At 57.5% G+C, this 18,762-nt stretch carries 13 protein-coding genes and 1 tRNA gene; 5 read left to right on the top strand and 9 right to left on the bottom strand.

Annotated features, from left to right (window positions below):
- Nucleotides 1-62 precede the first annotated feature (62 nt).
- The 4 genes from ACSYSO_RS03665 to guaA form a co-directional block, all read right to left on the bottom strand.
- Nucleotides 63-1,364 carry an MFS transporter gene (locus tag ACSYSO_RS03665; protein WP_491702019.1) on the bottom strand — a complete coding sequence of 434 codons (1,302 nt, stop codon included), beginning with the start codon at nt 1,362-1,364 and terminating at the stop codon, nt 63-65.
- 167 nt (nt 1,365-1,531) lie between these two features.
- Nucleotides 1,532-2,716 carry an ArgE/DapE family deacylase gene (locus ACSYSO_RS03660; RefSeq protein ID WP_489760342.1) on the bottom strand — a complete coding sequence of 395 codons (1,185 nt, stop codon included), beginning with the start codon at nt 2,714-2,716 and terminating at the stop codon, nt 1,532-1,534.
- Nucleotides 2,717-2,801: 85 nt separating this feature from the next.
- Nucleotides 2,802-4,085: an MFS transporter gene (locus ACSYSO_RS03655; RefSeq protein ID WP_489760343.1), complete on the bottom strand. Its 1,284-nt coding sequence runs from the start codon at nt 4,083-4,085 to the stop codon at nt 2,802-2,804.
- A gap of 129 nt (nt 4,086-4,214) precedes the next feature.
- Entirely contained in the window at nt 4,215-5,777 is a 1,563-nt protein-coding gene (guaA, locus tag ACSYSO_RS03650; protein WP_489760344.1) for a glutamine-hydrolyzing GMP synthase, read from the bottom strand.
- Between the two features lie 27 nt (nt 5,778-5,804).
- On the opposite strand from guaA, the gene ACSYSO_RS03645 reads away from it, so the two are divergent.
- The 4 genes from ACSYSO_RS03645 to ACSYSO_RS03630 all read left to right on the top strand — a co-directional run bounded on the left by ACSYSO_RS03645 (nt 5,805) and on the right by ACSYSO_RS03630 (nt 12,158).
- On the top strand, nt 5,805-6,077 hold the full coding sequence (locus tag ACSYSO_RS03645; protein ID WP_491702018.1) for a hypothetical protein: 273 nt from the start codon (nt 5,805-5,807) through the stop codon (nt 6,075-6,077).
- A gap of 147 nt (nt 6,078-6,224) precedes the next feature.
- On the top strand, nt 6,225-8,702 hold the full coding sequence (locus ACSYSO_RS03640; RefSeq protein WP_489760346.1) for a phosphoketolase: 2,478 nt from the start codon (nt 6,225-6,227) through the stop codon (nt 8,700-8,702).
- Between the two features lie 317 nt (nt 8,703-9,019).
- Complete coding sequence (pta, locus tag ACSYSO_RS03635) at nt 9,020-10,699, top strand: phosphate acetyltransferase (RefSeq protein WP_491702017.1); 1,680 nt, start codon at nt 9,020-9,022, stop codon at nt 10,697-10,699.
- Between the two features lie 229 nt (nt 10,700-10,928).
- On the top strand, nt 10,929-12,158 hold the full coding sequence (locus ACSYSO_RS03630; RefSeq protein ID WP_491702016.1) for an acetate/propionate family kinase: 1,230 nt from the start codon (nt 10,929-10,931) through the stop codon (nt 12,156-12,158).
- A gap of 778 nt (nt 12,159-12,936) precedes the next feature.
- Here ACSYSO_RS03630 and ACSYSO_RS03625 read toward each other — a convergent pair.
- The 3 genes from ACSYSO_RS03625 to aroA form a co-directional block, all read right to left on the bottom strand.
- Nucleotides 12,937-14,526 (bottom strand): InlB B-repeat-containing protein, encoded by a 1,590-nt coding sequence (locus ACSYSO_RS03625; RefSeq protein WP_491702015.1) that lies wholly within the window; start codon nt 14,524-14,526, stop codon nt 12,937-12,939.
- A gap of 202 nt (nt 14,527-14,728) precedes the next feature.
- Nucleotides 14,729-14,866 (bottom strand): hypothetical protein, encoded by a 138-nt coding sequence (locus tag ACSYSO_RS03620; protein ID WP_489798554.1) that lies wholly within the window; start codon nt 14,864-14,866, stop codon nt 14,729-14,731.
- Between the two features lie 194 nt (nt 14,867-15,060).
- On the bottom strand, nt 15,061-16,539 hold the full coding sequence (gene aroA / locus ACSYSO_RS03615; protein ID WP_491702014.1) for a 3-phosphoshikimate 1-carboxyvinyltransferase: 1,479 nt from the start codon (nt 16,537-16,539) through the stop codon (nt 15,061-15,063).
- 298 nt (nt 16,540-16,837) lie between these two features.
- On the opposite strand from aroA, the gene ACSYSO_RS03610 reads away from it, so the two are divergent.
- Nucleotides 16,838-17,581, top strand: a complete 744-nt coding sequence (locus ACSYSO_RS03610) for an OmpH family outer membrane protein (protein WP_491702013.1) — start codon at nt 16,838-16,840, stop codon at nt 17,579-17,581.
- Nucleotides 17,582-17,605: 24 nt separating this feature from the next.
- Here the strand turns inward: ACSYSO_RS03610 and ACSYSO_RS03605 are convergent.
- Nucleotides 17,606-17,682, bottom strand: a tRNA-Pro gene (locus ACSYSO_RS03605).
- A gap of 121 nt (nt 17,683-17,803) precedes the next feature.
- A complete protein-coding gene (locus ACSYSO_RS03600; RefSeq protein ID WP_491702012.1) occupies nt 17,804-18,730 on the bottom strand; it encodes a Nif3-like dinuclear metal center hexameric protein in 927 nt (308 codons plus the stop codon).
- Nucleotides 18,731-18,762: the final 32 nt, after the last annotated feature.

Here is an 18,762-nt window from a genome sequence, read left to right as displayed (position 1 = left end):
TGAGGCGATGCCAGCTTAGTGATGGCACTGCCTCATTTTATTTGCGGACTTGCGGAACGAAACTACTTGTCTTCCACCTTGACCAGCTGGACGGCAACAGCGCTTAATGCACACACCACTGCCAAGAACATGAACGCTGGGGTGAACAAGCCACCTGACATGTTCACAATCTGACCGGTCACCATAGGGGCGATGAAGCCGCCGAGCGTGCTGCCGGTGTTGATCACGCCGATGGCCGAGCCGATAGTGCGCTCCTCCAGGATGCGGTGAGGCCAGGCGAACGTGGCAGTGAAGGCAAACATGACCGCTAGGCTGGAGCACATCATCAGCAGCGCCGCCACCGTCAAGTCCCCCGCCGCCGCGAATGCCGCGGTGAACCCAGCACCGATGAGCGAGGAAACGGCGATGGCGGCCTTCTCATGACCGGCAAAGAAACGGGTCATCACACTGCCTGAGCACAACGAAGCCACGGCGCACACCACGGTGTTGAGTGAAAGAATCCACGTGCTCTGCACGGCAGTGATGTGGAATTTGGTGGTGATGAACGAGGCCTGCCACGACATGTCGCCGAAGAGCACCACGTTGAGCAGCAGCATGACTGCGAAGAGCACGATGACGTTGCGGTCCCTGATGACCTCACGCAGTCCGATCTTCTCACATGCGGACGCGGTATCATCATCCTGATCCTGCGCCGTTCCAGCGGCAACCTTTGCAGCGCCAGAACCGGCCTCAGCCGACTTTCGTCCAGGAACAAAAATCCAGACAGCCAGGAAGCCCACCACGTAAAATGCGCCGAGCACCGCGTAAGCCACGCGCCAATTGGCCGATACCAGCTGATTGCCGAGTGTGTAGGCCAACACGCCGCCGATGCCGGAGGTGGAGACGAGCATCGACTGGGCGAAGGTACGCTTGCCCAGGGCGAAGCAGTCGGCCACGGTACGGCTGCTGGCCGCCGGATAGCCTCCGTGCCCCATGCCGGAGACGATGCGGATGAGGATAAACAATGCGAACCCGCCCACGACGCCAAAGAGGAATGCCGCTATGCCGCACGCCGCCAGCGAGGCCATAAGCACCCGTTTGGAGCCGAACCGGTCGGCAAGCCAGCCCGCGGGAATCTGAGTGAGCGAGAACCCTAGGAAGAAGAGCGACATGATCAGGCCCGTTTGCCCGGTGTTGAGGCCGAATTGCTTTTCAAGCGGAATCACGGTCAGGGAGAACATGCTTTGATCCATATAAGCGACGGAATAGCCCGCCATCAGTGCCGCAATCAGCGAGGCACCTCCCCTGCCGGCCATTTTAGCAGGCGACGTTGCCGCTGCCGTCACTGCTTGCGTTGACGTTCGCTCACGATCGAGTTTATTCATTGAATTCATAATATGCACTTTCTGTCACGAATTGGCATATTCCAAAATACCGCTAGAAACCTCTGATCTCAATGAAAGAACATACAAAATTATAGCCCTACATTGTGGCAGGGCTATAATTCATGCAGCACTTAGTGCCATATATACGTTACTGGTTTCGTGTCCGGTCACTCCGCCCCAAGATAGCGAGCGGCAATCTGCTCATACATGCCGATGAACTCGAAATACATGGCCTTCGGCAGGCTTTCGTTGACGCAATGCATGGTGTCGTTGCCCGGCCCGAACATGGTGCACGGCTGCCCCAAAGGCTTGTCTACCAGCAGTTTGCTGGCATCCGTACCGCCGGACACTCCGACGAGCTCAATGGAGGCCGGCTTGCCCTGCTTGGCCAGGCTCGCCTCGCCCACCTCGCGGATGATGTCGTTGAGCCGCGCTTCCTTGGCTCCGATGACCGGCACGATGTCCATGCCGATCTCATAGCTCACCTGCGCCTTGTGCTCAGCGTTGAACTTTGCCACCTCTTCATCGACCGCCTCAAGAATGGCTTTGTTGGAGAACTCGGGGATGATGCGCATGTTGATTTCAGCGTGCGCGGTCTCGGGAATCGTGTTGACCTGGCTGCCGCCACGAATCACGTCGATGTTGAACAGCGTCTCGCCAAGGTCGGCGTTCTTCACGCCGGCGACCTCGCCACGGATGCGCGTCTTGAGCGTCTCCAGGAACTCGACCAAGCCCTCCACGGCGTTGGCCCCGAGCTCTGGCATGGAGCTGTGGGCGGCCTTGCCGTTCACTGTGACGTCAAGGTTGAGTTCACCCTTGGTGGCGTAGACCATCGTGTACCCGGAAGGCTCGCCAATGATCGTGGCCTCCACGTCCTTCATGTATCCGGCATCGTACAGACGCTCGGCACCCGGCATGCCGACTTCCTCGCCGGCGGTGGCCAGCAGGCGAACCGTGCCATGAAGCTCGTTTTCACGCTGCTTGAGATGCAGCATGGCAATAACCATCGCCGCAAGACCGGCCTTCATGTCGGTCACTCCGCGCCCGAACAGCAGGTCGCCGTCCTCCACCACCTCGAACGGGTCGGTGTTCCAGCCGTCCTGTTGCGCGGAAACCGTGTCCATATGGCCGGTGAGAACCAGAACCGGAGAGCCATGGCCCACCTCGGCCACCAGGTTGGCGCGTGTCGGGTCGTCATCGAACGGCAACACCTCGCTGTGCACTCCAGCACCTTCGAAGATGCGCTGTATTTCGTCGGCCACGACCTTCTCATTGCCGTTTTCAGTGTGGAAGCCTACGAACTTGCGCAGCAGTTCCATCTGAGACGTTTCATCAGTGAATAGTTCAGCCATTATTGCTCCTTGCATATCGATATTGATAGCCTTGTTAGACACTCTACCAATTATTTATCTGATACATTCTCGAATGGAGAACAAATTATATTGCGTGTGGAACCAGACGCCGCTCGTAGATATCGCGGTGCTTAATAATGACAACGCCCGCAACGAACAGCAACACCACCAAAACAAACACCATGACGATCACCGGTGTCCACGAATGCAGCGCCTCATCGACCCAGCCGAACGCCACCGGCCCGATGGCGGCAAGCACGTAGCCGCCGGACTGCGCCATGCCGGAGAGCCGGGCGGTATCGTCTGCGGAGGATGCACGCCGCTGGAAGAATACGATGCAGATGCTGAAGGCCGCTCCTTGGGCGAGTCCCATAAGCACAGCGCACACTACATTGAGCGTCATGTTGGCCCCAGGCATCAGCAGACCGGCAATCGCGAGCACATAGCAGCCGGCGATGATGGCGTTGACCCAGGCCATGCCGTGCTGATGTTTCGCGATGGTAGGCACGCTCAATGTCATAGGCATGCCGAGCAGTTGCAGGATGGTTGCCAACGTGCTTGCAGCGGCCGGGCTGAAGCCTTTGGCCTGCCAGACGCTCGGCATCCACGTGACCAGCGAATAGTAGATCACCGACTGCAGGCCGAAGAACGCCAGAATCACCCACGCCAATGGAGAGCGCCATGGCGAGCGCCTCGGCGAACTGGTTTCGACAGTATTGCCCGCAGCCTCCCCATGAGTCGAATTCGATGCTGCATTACGCGCGACATCGACTGCCTGCCCTTCAAGTCCGGCTCGATCCACCTTACGGTCACCGACCCATACCACAAACCAGACCGCCAGCGCCAACGGAGCCACCAACGAGAGCAACGCCATCGCCGACTGCAGGCCGACCTTGCCCGCAAGCACACCGGACGCCGCGGTGCCAACCGATGCCATCAGACCCATGACTGTGGTGTACAGCGTGGTCTTCGAAGCGGTGGAATTTACGAAACGTTCCTTGATGACCGCGGGCAGCAGCACATTGCCGCCGGCAATGCCGATGCCGACCACTGCCGTACCTACCATGAGTGCCAGCGAAGTGGGAACGATGCGCATGTAGCTGCCTATGGTGAGCAGCGCGAGCGTGCACATCAGCGTGAACTCGTTGCCGTGCCGTGACCCCAATCTGCCGATCAGCGGCGAGACGAGGGCGAACATGAGCAACGGTATGGTGGTAAGCAGCCCGGCCCACGAGGTAGGCAGCCCGATGGAGTCTTTGAGGTCTCCCAGTATCGGCGGCATCATGGTGATCGGCAACCGCAATACTGCCCCTGCCAGCACCAATCCGGTCACCGCCAACACCGTTCCTGACCGTTTGCCGACTTTCACCTATGCCCCCTATCCATAAAAAAATCCTGTGACGCAACCGGACTGGTATGCGTCACAGGACATCGAATCCATATATTCACCGTATCACGGCAAAAGCGTCGTGAAACGTCTGATATCCCACATCTGGGGTCACTCCCACTCGATGGTGGCCGGCGGCTTGGAGGTGCAGTCGAGCGTCACACGGTTGATGCTAGGACATTCGTTGGTGATGCGAGTGGAGATGGTGGCCAGCACGTCGTAGGGCATACGGTACCAGTCAGCGGTCATGGCGTCCTCCGAGGTGATCGGTCGCAGTACCACGGGAGAACCATACGTACGTTCGTCGCCTTGCACACCCACGGAATGGACGTCGGCAAGGAGCACCACCGGGCACTGCCATACATCGCGGTCAAGCCCGGCCTTCGTCATTTCCTCACGCGCGATGGCATCGGCCTCACGCAGCAGGTCAAGCCGCTCACGCGTAATCTCACCGATGATGCGAATACCCAAGCCCGGACCCGGGAACGGCTGGCGCCATACCATCGCCTCAGGTAGTCCCAACTCTGTGCCTATGGCACGAACCTCGTCCTTGAACAGCGCGCGCAGCGGTTCGATGAGTTCGAAGGTAATATCGTCGGGAAGACCGCCCACATTGTGATGCGACTTGATGTTGGCGGCACCGTCACCGCCACCGGACTCCACGACGTCCGGGTAGAGCGTGCCCTGTACCAGGAACTTGACTTCCTTACCCTGCGCTCCGGCCTCCTCGATGACGCGCAGCTGCGCTTTTTCGAAGGCTCGGATGAACTTCTCGCCAATGATCTTGCGCTTACGCTCAGGCTCGGTGACACCTTTCAAAGCGTCGAGGAAGTCTTCTGAAGCATCAACGGCGATGAGCTTGATGCCTGTGGCTTCGACAAAGTCGTGACGCACCTGCTCGGCCTCTCCCTTACGCAGCATGCCATGGTCGATAAAGACGCAGGTGAGCTGGTCGCCTATGGCCTTGTGCACGAGCGCCGCGGCAACGGCAGAGTCCACGCCGCCGGACAGACCGCAGATGACCTGTGCGTCACCTACCTGCTCACGGATCCTCGCCACCTGGTCGTCGATGATGTTTGAAGCATTCCAGTCGTCATCCAACCCGGCGCACCGGTGCAGGAACGTGGAGATAAGCTCTTGGCCGCGCGGTGTGTGCTTGACTTCCGGGTGCCACTGCACACCGTACAGTTTGCGCGATTCGTCCTGCATGGCAGCGACCGGCGCACCTTCGGTATGCGCCAGCACCTCAAAGCCTTCCGGCGCCTCTTCGACGGCTACACCGTGGCTCATCCATGTGTCTTGATCTGCTGGAGAATCAGCCAACACGCCCTTGGCATCGTCGATGACTGCCTCGGTCTTGCCGTACTCCCCCAGTGCCGCTTTATCAACTTTGCCGCCAAGCTCGTGAGCCATCACCTGGAAGCCGTAGCAAATGCCCAGCACGGGCACGCCTGCCTCAAAAACCTTCTTGTCAATGCTCGGCGCCCCAGGCGTGTACACCGAAGCCGGGCCACCGGAGAGAATGATGGCCTTGGGGTCTTTGGACAGCATCTCGTCCACAGGCATGGAGTGCGGCACCAGCTCGGAATAGACGTTTGCTTCGCGTACGCGACGAGCGATGAGCTGGGCGTACTGAGCGCCGAAATCAACGACGAGCACTGGACCGTTTGCCATGAGTTCTCCTTTAATACCATATGTCATGTGGAGTCGGACCGACTGTATATGCTGACCATTGTCTCGGTGCAAGCCGACAAAGAAGAGCAATATCGTGGCGAGCGAAGTACACAAAACAACACGTTTCGAACTACAACACACAGCATGTATTTGTTTGAAACGAACATGAACATTCGTCAAAATCGCCTCGCGCACCAAGTGGGACAAGGATTAAGTGACGGTTGTTTTCAAAAATCGAATGAACAAATCCGCTGGAATAGTACACAAATTCTACCAAAAACAACACAAAAACAAACTTAGCCGCAAAAAATCGTTCAAAAGTCCCCGAGACACCGTAAAATCTCTTGCGACAGGGGTTGAATATGACTGGCGCTTCGGCACCGGGAACTTCACCTCCAGCAGAAAACAAACAATCGCACAGACATGTGCAGAAGTACAGGAGTACACATGACAAGTCCTGTTATTGGCACCCCGTGGAAGAAGATGAGCTCCCCGGTCTCCGAGGAAGCTCTCGCGGGCGTTGACAAGTATTGGCGCGCCTCGAACTACCTTTCCATCGGCCAGATTTACCTTCGGAGCAACCCGCTGATGAAGGAGCCCTTCACCCGCGACGACGTCAAGCACCGTCTCGTTGGCCACTGGGGCACCACTCCGGGCCTGAACTTCCTGTTCGGCCACATCAACCGCCTCATCGCCGATCACCAGCAGAACACTGTGTTCATCATGGGCCCGGGCCACGGCGGCCCCGCAGGCACCTCGCAGTCCTACCTTGACGGCACCTACAGCGAGTACTACCCGAACATCACCAAGGACGAGTCCGGACTGCAGAAGTTCTTCCGTCAGTTCTCCTACCCGGGCGGCATCCCCTCCCACTTCGCTCCTGAGACCCCCGGCTCCATCCACGAAGGTGGCGAGCTCGGCTACGCTCTGAGCCACGCCTATGGCGCCGTCATGAACAACCCAAGCCTCTTCGTGCCCGCAGTCGTGGGCGACGGCGAAGCTGAGACCGGCCCTCTGGCCACCGGTTGGCAGTCCAACAAGCTCGTCAACCCCCGCACCGATGGCATTGTGCTGCCGATCCTGCACCTCAACGGCTACAAGATCGCCAACCCGACCATTCTCGCCCGTATCCCCGATGAGGAGCTCCACGAGTTCTTCGAGGGCATGGGTTACGAGCCTTACGAGTTCATCGCCGGCTTCGACGACGAGGACCACATGTCCATCCACCGTCGCTTCGCTGACCTGCTCGAGCAGGTCTTCGACGAGATCTGCGACATCAAGGCCGCGGCGCAGACCGACGACATGACTCGCCCCACCTACCCGATGATCATCTTCCGCACTCCTAAGGGCTGGACTTGCCCCAAGAGCATCGACGGCAAGAAGACCGAGGGCTCTTGGCGCGCCCACCAGGTGCCACTGGCTTCCGCTCGCGATACCCAGGAGCATTTCGAGGTCCTCAAGGGCTGGATGGAATCCTACAAGCCTGAAGAGCTGTTCGACGACAAGGGTGCTGTGCGCCCTGAAGTCACCGCCTTCATGCCTGAAGGTGAACTGCGTATCGGCCAGAACCCGAACGCCAACGGCGGCCGCATCCGCGAAGAGCTGGATCTCCCCGACATCGCCAACTACGAGGTCAAGGAAGTCCAGCAGTACGGTCACGGCTGGGGCCAGCTCGAAGCTACCCGTAAGCTCGGCGACTACACGCGCGACATCATCAAGAACAACCCGGATTCGTTCCGCATCTTCGGACCTGACGAGACCGCGTCCAACCGCCTGCAGGCCTCCTACGAGGTCACCAACAAGCAGTGGGACAACGGCTACCTCTCCGAGCAGACCGATGAGCACATGGCCGTCACCGGTCAGGTCACCGAGCAGCTCTCCGAGCACCAGATGGAAGGCTTCCTAGAAGCCTACCTGCTCACCGGCCGTCACGGCATCTGGAGCACCTACGAGTCCTTCGCTCACGTGATCGACTCCATGCTCAACCAGCACGCCAAGTGGCTCGAGGCTACCGTTCGCGAGATTCCGTGGCGCAAGCCCATCTCCTCGGTCAACATGCTGATCTCCTCGCACGTGTGGCGTCAGGATCACAACGGCTTCTCTCACCAGGATCCGGGCGTGAGCTCCGTCCTGCTGAACAAGACGTTCAACAACGATCACGTTGTGGCCGAGTACTTCCCCGCCGACGCCAACATGCTGCTGGCTGTCTCCGAGAAGGCCTTCAAGTCCACCAACAAGATCAACGCCATCTTCGCCGGCAAGCAGCCTGCAGCCACCTGGCAGACTCTCGACGAAGCTCGCGCCGAGCTCGACAAGGGTGCCGCTGAGTGGGAGTGGGCTTCCACTGCCAAGAACAACGATGAGACCCAGGTCGTGCTGGCTGGCGTCGGCGATGTGCCGACCCAGGAGATCATGGCTGCCTCGGACAAGCTGAAGGAATTCGGCATCAAGTTCAAGGTCGTCAACGTGGTGGACACCATCAAGCTGCAGTCCCCCAAGGACAACGACGAGGCTCTGAGCGACGCTGAGTTCACTGAGCTCTTCACCGCCGACAAGCCGGTACTGTTCGCGTACCACTCCTACGCCAACGACATCCACGCGCTGATCTTCAACCGCCCGAACCACGACAACTTCAACGTTCACGGTTACAAGGAGCAGGGTTCCACCACCACGCCGTTCGACATGGTTCGTGTCAACGACATGGATCGTTACGAGCTCGTGGCTGAGGCACTGCGCATGGTCGACGAGAGCAAGTACGCTTCCGAAATCGAGAAGCTGGAGCAGTTCCGTAAGGATGCCTTCCAGTTCGCCGTTGACGAGGGCTACGATCACCCGGATTACACCGACTGGGTCTACTCCGATGTCGACACCGACAAGAAGGGTGCGGTCTCCGCGACTGCAGCCACCGCAGGCGACAACGAGTAGTTGTTCTTTCAGGCCGCGCGCCGCGCAGCACTGACTGAACGCTGAATAAAAATGTGAGGGTAACGGATTTTTCCGTTGCCCTCACTTTTGTTCTCGCCGATTTTGCTACGTACTGGATATGACAGGGTGCGTCCTATTGTCCGATGCCACATGCCACATGCCACATGCCACATGCCACATGATCACACACAAGCCTCAACTACCAGTACCAAGCACAGTGAGATGTCGCACACATTATTCTTCGGCACGTTCTACAATAGTTCCGGTATCTATCGGGTACCGTAGGAACAAGGGTGTCCATACAAAGGAGTTCAGCAGTGCCGAACAAGGTCATTTACATCGCCAGCCCAGAGGGCGGCAACGGACGTAACATCGTAGCGTACGGAGTCACCAGAGCACTCAAAGCACAAGGAAAAACAGCTGTTTTCCGCCCAGTGGCTTGTAAGAAACATGATGAACTGACTCCACTGCTGCTACAAGCGGCGGGCGGCTGGCAGGTGCCTGACAGTGCGCGCGCTTTGTGCCCACGCGTGGCTCGTGAGAACAAAGCCGGTTCCAGAGGTGACATCGTCGCTGCCTTCCACGACGCATTGGACGCAGAAGATCCTGCCTACACTGTGGTGGTGGGTACTGACGGTTCCAAGGTGTTCGACCCGGAAAACTTCACTTTCAATGCCGATATAGCGGCCGATGTGGCAGCGCCTGTGTTCCTCGCCGTATGCACCATTCCGCGCGACGGGAAGCAGGTCAAAGCCACTGTAGAAGCTTGCACACGCAGCGTGCAGAACGCGGGCAGCATAGTCGCAGGAGTGTTCGTCACCGGTTGCACTGATGAGAAGGCAGCGGACGCAAAAGAGGCTCTCAAGGACTCTCCTGTCCCGGTCTGGACGATTCCGGCCGTCGATTTTCCCAGCAGTAACCCCAATGCAGAGACCGAAGCGGCACAAGCTTTTGACAGCAACGCTCCCAGCAGCCAAATCGTAGCTGCACTCAACACGCCGTTCAATGCACCTACCACTCCCTACGCATTCCAGAACAGCCTGTTGGCCCGAGCCAAGGCGAACAAGAAAACCATCGTGCTGCCGGAGGGTGAGGAAGACCGCGTCATCAAGGCCGCGGATTACCTGTTGGAACGAGATATCGCCAACCTCATCGTGGTGGGCGATAAAGATACCATTCTTGCCCGCGGTGAAGAGCTTGGGTTGCACTCATTGAGCCGAGCTGCGTTCCAGTCCATGGATGACGAATCCGTGCTCAAACCCATGAGTGAGAAACTGTGCGAGCTACGCGCCAAGAAGGGCATGACCGATGAGCAGGCACGCACCCAGCTGCGCGATCCAAGCTATTTCGGCACCATGCTCGTAGTGCTCGGCAAAGCAGACGGTCTGGTTTCCGGAGCCGTCAATTCCACCGCCAACACCGTACGCCCCGCCCTCCAAGTCATCAAAACAAAACCGGGTGCATCGCTCGTCTCCGGATCATTCCTCATGTGCTTCAAGGACCATGTGGCAATTTTCGCCGATTGCGCGATTAACCTCAACCCGAACGCCGAACAGCTGGCCGATATTGCCATCCAATCGGCAGACACAGCTCGTTCCTTCGGCATCGACCCGAAGGTGGGTATGCTGTGTTACTCCACGCTCGGCTCCGGACAAGGCCCGGACGTGGACTTGGTGGAAGAGGCAACTGAGATCGTCAAGGAGAAGGCGCCGAACCTTCCCGTCGTCGGCTCCATCCAATTCGATGCCGCGTGGAGCCCCACTGTCGCAGCAACCAAAGCCAAGGGCAACGACGTGGCCGGGCATGTCAACGTGTTCGTCTTCCCCTCGCTCGCGGCAGGCAACATCGCTTACAAGGCTGTGCAGCGTACTTCTGGGGCTCTTGCCATCGGTCCGGTGCTTCAAGGCCTTAATAAGCCCGTCAACGACCTCTCGCGCGGCGCTCTAGTGGAAGACATCATCAATACAGTGGCTCTGACCGCCGTTGAGGCCCAGTGATGCCATATACCTGGTGATAGTTAGATGACGGCTAGTCCGCCATGCAAACGCTGAATTATGCGAGTCTGTTTGTTCCTCTGTTTCAGATAATACAGACTCGCATATTTTTATCATCACTCATCACAGGCTTACACACACGCCGTATGTAACCTCTGGCGAGTAAACTGAAGCTTGGTAGCCGCACAAGTTCCGTGCGGATCAATTAATCCTATTTGGAGGACGGACAGCAATGGCGAAAACCGTACTTGTCATCAATTCAGGTTCCAGCTCAATCAAATATCAGCTGGTGGACCTCGAGTCAGGCGAAGGCCTGGCTTCCGGTCTCGTCGAGAAGATCGGCGAACCCATCGACGGCCACTACAAGCACGAATACAACGGTGAGAAGCATGAGCTCGAGGAGCCGATTCATGATCACGAGCAAGGTTTGAAGCGCGTTCTGGGCTTCTTCGAGGAGTTCGGTCCGAACCTCAACGAAGCCGGTATCGTTGCCGTGGGTCACCGCGTGGTGCAGGGCGGCTCCATCTTCCCCGACCCCGCTTTGGTCAACGACAAAACCATCGGCCAGGTCAAGGATCTCGCCGTGCTCGCTCCCCTGCACAACGGTCCCGAAGCTGCCGGCGCTGAAGTGATGACCTCCCTGCTTCCCGATGTGCCTCAGGTCTTTGTCTTCGATTCGTCCTTCTTCTTCCAGCTGCCCAAGGAAGCCAGCACCTACGCGCTCAACAAGGAAATCGCCGATCAGTACAAGATTCGTCGTTACGGCGCACACGGCACCAGCCACGAGTACGTAGGCTCTGTAGTGCCGGACTTCATCGGCAAGCCCGCCGAAGGTTTGAAGCAAATCGTGCTGCACATCGGTAACGGAGCCTCCGCTTCCGCACAGATCTCCGGTCGCCCGATGGATACCTCCATGGGTCTGACCCCGCTCGAAGGCCTGATGATGGGCGGCCGCACCGGTGACATCGACCCGGCTGTGGTCTTCCACCTGATTCGCAACGCCCACATGAGCGTGGACGAGCTTGACACGCTCTTCAACAAGCGTTCCGGCATGTTCGGCATGACCGGTTTCGCCGATATGCGCGAAATCGACCGCCTCATCAAAGAGGGCAACGAAGACGCCATCCTCGCCATGGATGTCTACATCCACCGCATCGTGGGCTACATCGGCAACTACACCGCACAGATGGGCGGCGTGGACGTCATCACCTTCACTGCCGGTGTGGGCGAGAACGACGACGAGGTGCGTCGCCGCGTATGCGAGAAACTTGCGCCCTTCGGCGTGAAGATCGACCTGGAAGAGAATGCGAAGCGTTCCAAGGAACCTCGCATCCTCTCCACACCTGACAGTTCTGTGATCATCGCCGTCGTGCCGACGAACGAAGAGCTGGCCATCGCCCGCAAGTCCGCAGCCATCGCAGCTGAGGGCAAGGACTCCTACGGTAACGAGTTCGCCAAGTAGTTAGGCTGCCTTGTAGTCGCAATGTCCAGTAGTCGCAATGCCCAAGTGGTTTGGTGGCCGCGACTTGTTAGCTAGGCCCCAGCCAATGAGCTGCAACAAGAGTGGTCGTAAGCTGCGCATCGTGAACGGCTTACACTCATCTGGGCGTTGCCGCCGATAAAGTGGCGTTGATTTGGGGTGGTATGCACAAGAACGTACATACCACCCTTTGTTATATTTTCAGACATACTTCGCCATGCCCTGGTCATCTCCGCAGCAAGCCGCAACTACTCAAACGGTGTTCTCATCCCCCCATACTCCACGAGACACTCCGTGCATTCCAAGCAATCGCCCAACGGCCAACGCCGCACGTTCAACGCTGCACGCCCCACCGTCGCCCCACGCAACAGAACCGTCGCTCACATCATCTCAGCGACGGTTTAGGCGCGTACACCACACCAAACGCAACGGAACCGACACTCACACCACCTCAGCGACGGTTATGTTGCATACCACTCGCCTTACGCAACCAAACCGACGCTCACTTCCAATCAGCGTCGGTTATGTTGCGTACACATCCAACACAACGCACCCGCACACTCAACAGTAGTCAAGCCAACACCGGCATTTACTCAGCGACGGTTCCGCTACTTCCCACACACCAAACGCAACCAAACCGACGCTCATATCACCTCAGCGACGGTTCAGACGCTTCAACCTCACGCAACGCAGCGGAACCGACGCTTACACTCGATAAGCGACGGTTCCGCTGCGTTAACGATTAGCCTTCTGCTATATCTCACCGAACCATGCGACGGGTACGCCACCAGCGAAACACAGATGTTGCAACCAGCAAAACAATGGTCACCAACATCGAAACAGCAATACCCTGACCGCCAGTAAACGGAATCACAGACTGATTCGCTACCCACTGAGCGTATAAGGTCACACCTCCGACCGGTAACCGCTCATATGACTGACTAGGCCAATACAAGTCACCGCTACCATCAGGCTTCGTGTTCCACCCGTTGAACTTAAACCCATGACGATTAAACCCGCTCGATGACACTACAGCGCTCCCATCAGTCACGCCAATGGTAGGATCAGTGGTTCCTGTCACCACACCGTCGCCAGGATTCGGATTGTACGTAATATTCGCCGATAATGGTTGCCACCCGGCATACACCGTCGTATCCGACAGCATCGGAGTCGAAAAATCATAGGCTGTATCCCCATCAAACGAACCGCCAATACCAGAGCCACCAACACCCGAACCTGTGCCAGAAGTCTTCCAACCAGTGAACTTATATCCTGGCACCCTACTCGTATCCCCTACCGTCCAACCAGACTGATCGGTCGCACCAAGGTTAAACCCGATCGTCTGCGCATTCGGAGCGACAGGAGCAGCATGCCCAGTAGGCGTGTTCACATCAAATGACAACGTCTTATCGCTACCCCACACCGCATACACGGTGATACCAGGAAAAACCATCGTCATCGTAGTTTTCATATGAGGTTGAGCATCAGACCATTTGGATGCATTATCAATAAACGGCTGGCGAGTATCAGACCAACCCAAGAATCGCGCACCCGGCTTAGCTAGCATCGAGCTATCCCAACAATCCGAATCCTTCGCACCAGTCGCTAACTCGAACGAGCCACCATCCACATAGCTCGCATAACAGCCCGTCGTGCCAACACCCTCAACCTGAACCGGCAACGAACCGGTACCACCGTTCGCATCATACGTCAACGGATAAGTCCCGATAAACCTGACATCATCCACATCATTGCCTGTACTGTACGAAAGTCCTTCCACACTTTTGAACGCGAAACGCGTCACCGTCTGTCCTTCTGGAATGGTATACGAACCCGTGTAGGTCTCCCACTGTTTGTCGTAGACGTTCGAGTTAAGGGACTTCGTAGCGATTACCGTGCCCACGGGGCCGAGCGCATCCCCGCCCCCGTTCACCGACACACGTACAGCCGGTTGCGCAGCGCCCTCCTGACCGGGAACACCAATAACCACGCTCATCTTATCCACATGCGAACTCTGCGTCGACGCATGCTTGAGACTCCACGTATACACCGTTCCCGGCACGGTCGCAATATCTTGGTAGATGCTTGTACCCGCCTGCGAACCGACAATCTCCGCATATGTATTGTTATTGCCGTATTGAGACTGCAACTCAACCTCGTTGGTGCGCAGCTGCGGGCCTGGACCGAGACTCGTGTTCGTACCGACCTCGGTGGAGTCCCAACCAAACTGATCCGGATCAAATTCGGTGCCGAAGCTGGACCACTTCCAATAATTCGCAGCTCCCGTATTGTTCGGATTGATGCATGCGTACACTTTTCCTCGCCGCTCAATAGCAGTGGCCGCCGCCACAGGGCAATTATACGGTTGAAAATACGACGGATATTCAAAGTCACCGTTCACCAGATGGTCAGGAATCGCCAACCGAACGCCAACATTCGTTGCAGCACCAGCCGCATCAGAATCACCCGCACCATCACCGCTGTCGGCACGCCCCTCGCCAGAAGCGCCGCCCGGCGCTCTATCAAATTCACTTCGCGAAGAGGCAGTTAGATTACTCCCCCCCCCCGCGAATCGCGGAATCACCATCAGCATCCGCCGAAGCAAATGCAGAAATCCCCAACACTGCTACCAACGCCACTGCCGTAGCCGACGCAGCCACCGCGCGACGCCTGACGCCCAAACGAGTCATCTCACACCTCTTCACCAGCAAGCGCGTATGCGCCGTACCGCAATCCTACACTGTCAGCATAACAGAATCCGTATATATTCACCAAACCTCATAGGATACCTTACAAAAAGGTTCCTGCATCTTGGCCATCAAGACGATCCACACCCCACACATCCAATCCCAGAAACCACCGAGGCATCGAAACTGGTGACAGTTTACTCAGCTGAACCGGTACCAGCCAGCATCGCACTCCACATACCGGTGAAATCAGGAATCGTTTTGCGCGTGGTCGCCACATTACGGACTTGCACCCCAGGAATTGCAAGGCCGATCATCGCAGCAAACGTCGCCATACGGTGATCAGCATACGTTTCCATCACCTCACCGTGCAGCTGAGCGCGCGGTACCGGGAGAATTCGGATACCGTCGTCAAGCTCGACTGCATCCGCACCAATGCGCTTAATTTCAGTCACCAGCGCCGCCAACCGGTTCGTCTCATGCCCACGCAGATGCCCGATGCCCACCAGCGAAGTCGGGCCGTCCGCGAGCGCTGCCAAGGCCGCGATGCTCGGCGCAATCTCCCCGGCTGCCGACAGGTCAAACTCCCCTAATCCGTGCAACTCGCCATCACCGGTAACTTGCAATGTGCCGTACGCCGCTGCTGTACCGGCTCCTGTAATATGGGCCGAACTGTCGCCGCGGTGCTCATCAAGCGCATACGGTTGGCCGTTCCATGTCACCTGTGCGCCCATCAGCTGCAGTACGGCGGGCAGCAGACCACCTGGCTGCGTAGTATTTGCCGGCCAATACGGCACCTGGACACTGCCACCGGCAATCAACGCAGCCCCTAAGAACGGCGCGGCGTTCGACAGGTCTGGCTCTACCACCACTTCCTGCGGCAACTGCAACGGTCGAGGTTTCACTTCCCATTCGCCAGGCTGCGGAGCTTCCACTTCGCCGCCGGCGAGCGACACGTCGGCCACGGTCATATTGATGTGCGGCATGCTGGGCAGTTTGCTACCAGTGTGACGCAGGTGAAGCCCGTTCTGTAGCCGTGACCCCATGAGCAGCAGTGCCGAGATGAACTGGGATGAGGAGGATGAGTCGATGGCAACGTCGTTCGGCTTGGATTGGGTGTCAGCGTGTTGCTCGGTGCACTCTGCAGACTCCGTGTGTGCAGGCGAAGTCAATACGAATGGCAGGCGCCCCGGCTCTCCTTGGTATTCTATGGTCGCACCCAACTGTTCCAATCCGTCTAATACCGGGCCCATGGGGCGTTTGTAGGCTTGCTTGTCACCATCGAAGCGCACCGGACCGTCAGCAAAGAACGCCACACCGGGTACGAACCGCATCACCGTTCCGGCAAGACCGCAGTCGACGGTCACGTTGCCGCGAAATCGGCCACCTGCAGGAGGGGTGACGAGCACCGCGGTGACGTCGTCTTGGCTCGTTTCGATAGTGACACCCAAGCTACGCAGCGCTTCCATCATCAGTTCGGTGTCTCGTGAGCGCAGCAGCCCTTGAATCTGAACCGGTGCTTTGCCCATTGCGGCAAGAATAAGGTAGCGGTTGGAAAGCGACTTGCTGCCGGGAATCGAAACAACAGCGCGCAATGGTCCGGATGCTGTCGGCGCCGGCCACGGGTCGGGTAAGCCCTGCGCGTTGGAAGTTTGGTGTGAAGCTACGTTGGTCATATCAAACTCGATTCTTACGTTTGTCAGCAGAGCGGATGCCCCAGGGTTATGCTCGTACCGTCGCAATCGCCGGCAATGCAGTGAGCTCACCACTTATTGAGTATCAATATCGTTGATATTAAGCCGTTCTACCGACTTCATACCGAACACCGCGAACGGTTTCAGTTGCACCCCTTCATTGATCGCTGACACATTGGTGTCGCACCTCTTGGTATCAAGATATCAGGGCAACATTAATGCTCCTCTCTTATATAATGTTGTATATACCTAATTCAATGACGTTTCAAGGAAAACAATCATGGCGAATTCAGCACCATCTCAACATGAGGATACTGAGACAACAAGCACCATCGCTTTCGAACCAGATTCGACACAACCACAACCACAACCACAACCACAACCACAACCAACAGTATCAATACCCACAGCGGCCGCTTCACCCACTGCCGTGCCACCAAATCCCAATAAGCGCAAGCTTGGTTGGAAATCCGTCGTCGCGGTTATCGTCGCTTTTCTTCTTGGTATCGTAGCCGGAGCCGGCAGTCAAGGCGATCCGAAAGATTCACGGGAATACCGGGAGCTTAAAGATAAATATTCTGCCATCGACGACGAACTGGATACCAGCCAGCACGACCTGAAGAAGGCTGAGAAGAAGCTCGACAAGACACAGTCAAAACTTGACGAGGCGCAGCTCAAGGCCAAACGCTGGGATGACGAGCAAGACGCGAAAGAACAGGCCGAGAAACAGCAGAAGGAGGCGGAAGAGCACCAGAGACGAGACGCAGAAGAACAGCGGCGTCACCAAGATGCAGCCACCCCCGCGCCGCAAGTGCAAATGCCTTCCGCAACACCAGCAGCGCCGTCAAGTGCTCCTGCTCCCTCTCCGGCACCCACCGCTCCAGCGCCGCAGAGCGGTACCGTCGGCACCGCGCACGGAGGCACATTCTGCTCATCAGAAGGTGCCACTGCACAGTCGGACAGAAGCAGCAACATTCTTACCTGTCGCGTAGCGTCAGATGGCAGACTCCGCTGGAAGAGGTAGAAGCTGGGCGGAATTTCAACGTTTTGGTCGGGACGGCGGGATTTGAACCCACGACATCCTGCACCCAAAGCAGGCGCGCTACCAAGCTGCGCTACGTCCCGATGTGCCACACACTATAAACAGAGCATCAGCACAGCTACTTACTGTAGCGCATCCTCTTCCCAAAATAGAAGGTTAACGCCACACCAGTGCGTGCCGTTAGCCCGCACCTGTATTTTGCGATTACTCCACCGTACCTGGAAGTACCAATTGCCATGGGTCAGTCACTGCGTCGATATGCAGCGTATGCGGCATGAAACCGGTATCTTGCCTTATCGCTGCCGAGACATCTTCCAATGCGTACCGGAACCACAACGATTCGATGGCAGAATGTGGGGTGTTGATCAACGCCGGTCTGGGCTGGCGCATACCCTGATATATCCCGTGCGATTCATCACCATGAGGCAGCACAGCCTCATAACGGGCCTGTTCCAACGCATCCGTAGCCGGGTGGTGGCGCAAATCACTGGTCACATACACGTCTGCGCCTGAGGCACGCACCTCATCGAAATTGGAGTCACCCGATCCCGGCAGCACCGCCACACGTCGTATTAGTGCGTCCAAGTCACCTCCTACCTGCACACCATATGGAGTTTGCGGCAACACCTTGGCCACCCGCTGCGCGAACTCCCGCAATGTCATCGGTTCGGCCAACTCACCAACCCGGCCAAGCCCGATATGATGGCCGTCATATGTTTCCTGGTTGTACAGCGGTTCTTGATCATTCAGTCCGAAGGCATCCGCTGCAGCTTGTGCCACACCACGATATGCCACGTCGGCGTTCGTATGCCCTACCCATAACGCGCAATGGTTACGGTACAGTTTGCTCACGATGGCTCCGTGCACGCTCATCGCGGACACCTCGTGCACGGAACGGAAGAAGAGCGGATGGTGGCATATGAGCATGTCAGCTCCGGCTGCGATGGCCTTATCAACCACATGCATGGTAGGGTCGACCGCGAAGGCGACGGTAGAGACTCTGTCGTGCGGGTCACCCACTATCAGTCCGGGATGGTCCCACGTTTCGGCGAATTGCAGCGGATACAAACGTTCGAGAGAACGTACTACCGATACGAGCTGTGGCGCGTGAAGGTCTGGATTCATACTCATGTCGTCTTCTCCTCTACCGATCTGATCGCTTG

The organism is Bifidobacterium sp. ESL1130 (assembly GCF_058507935.1).
This window is presented reverse-complemented; position numbering and strand designations above follow the sequence as displayed.

Bases quoted from the DNA above. Each gene is read 5' to 3' on its own strand.
- ACSYSO_RS03665 (WP_491702019.1), bottom strand. From the start codon at position 1,364: ATGAATAAACTCGATCGTGAGCGAACGTCAACGCAAGCAGTGACGGCA.
- ACSYSO_RS03660 (WP_489760342.1), bottom strand. From the start codon at position 2,716: ATGGCTGAACTATTCACTGATGAAACGTCTCAGATGGAACTGCTGCGC.
- guaA (WP_489760344.1), bottom strand. From the start codon at position 5,777: ATGGCAAACGGTCCAGTGCTCGTCGTTGATTTCGGCGCTCAGTACGCC.
- ACSYSO_RS03640 (WP_489760346.1), top strand. From the start codon at position 6,225: ATGACAAGTCCTGTTATTGGCACCCCGTGGAAGAAGATGAGCTCCCCG.
- ACSYSO_RS03630 (WP_491702016.1), top strand. From the start codon at position 10,929: ATGGCGAAAACCGTACTTGTCATCAATTCAGGTTCCAGCTCAATCAAA.
- ACSYSO_RS03620 (WP_489798554.1), bottom strand. From the start codon at position 14,866: ATGACTCGTTTGGGCGTCAGGCGTCGCGCGGTGGCTGCGTCGGCTACG.
- aroA (WP_491702014.1), bottom strand. From the start codon at position 16,539: ATGACCAACGTAGCTTCACACCAAACTTCCAACGCGCAGGGCTTACCC.
- ACSYSO_RS03610 (WP_491702013.1), top strand. From the start codon at position 16,838: ATGGCGAATTCAGCACCATCTCAACATGAGGATACTGAGACAACAAGC.
- ACSYSO_RS03600 (WP_491702012.1), bottom strand. From the start codon at position 18,730: ATGAGTATGAATCCAGACCTTCACGCGCCACAGCTCGTATCGGTAGTA.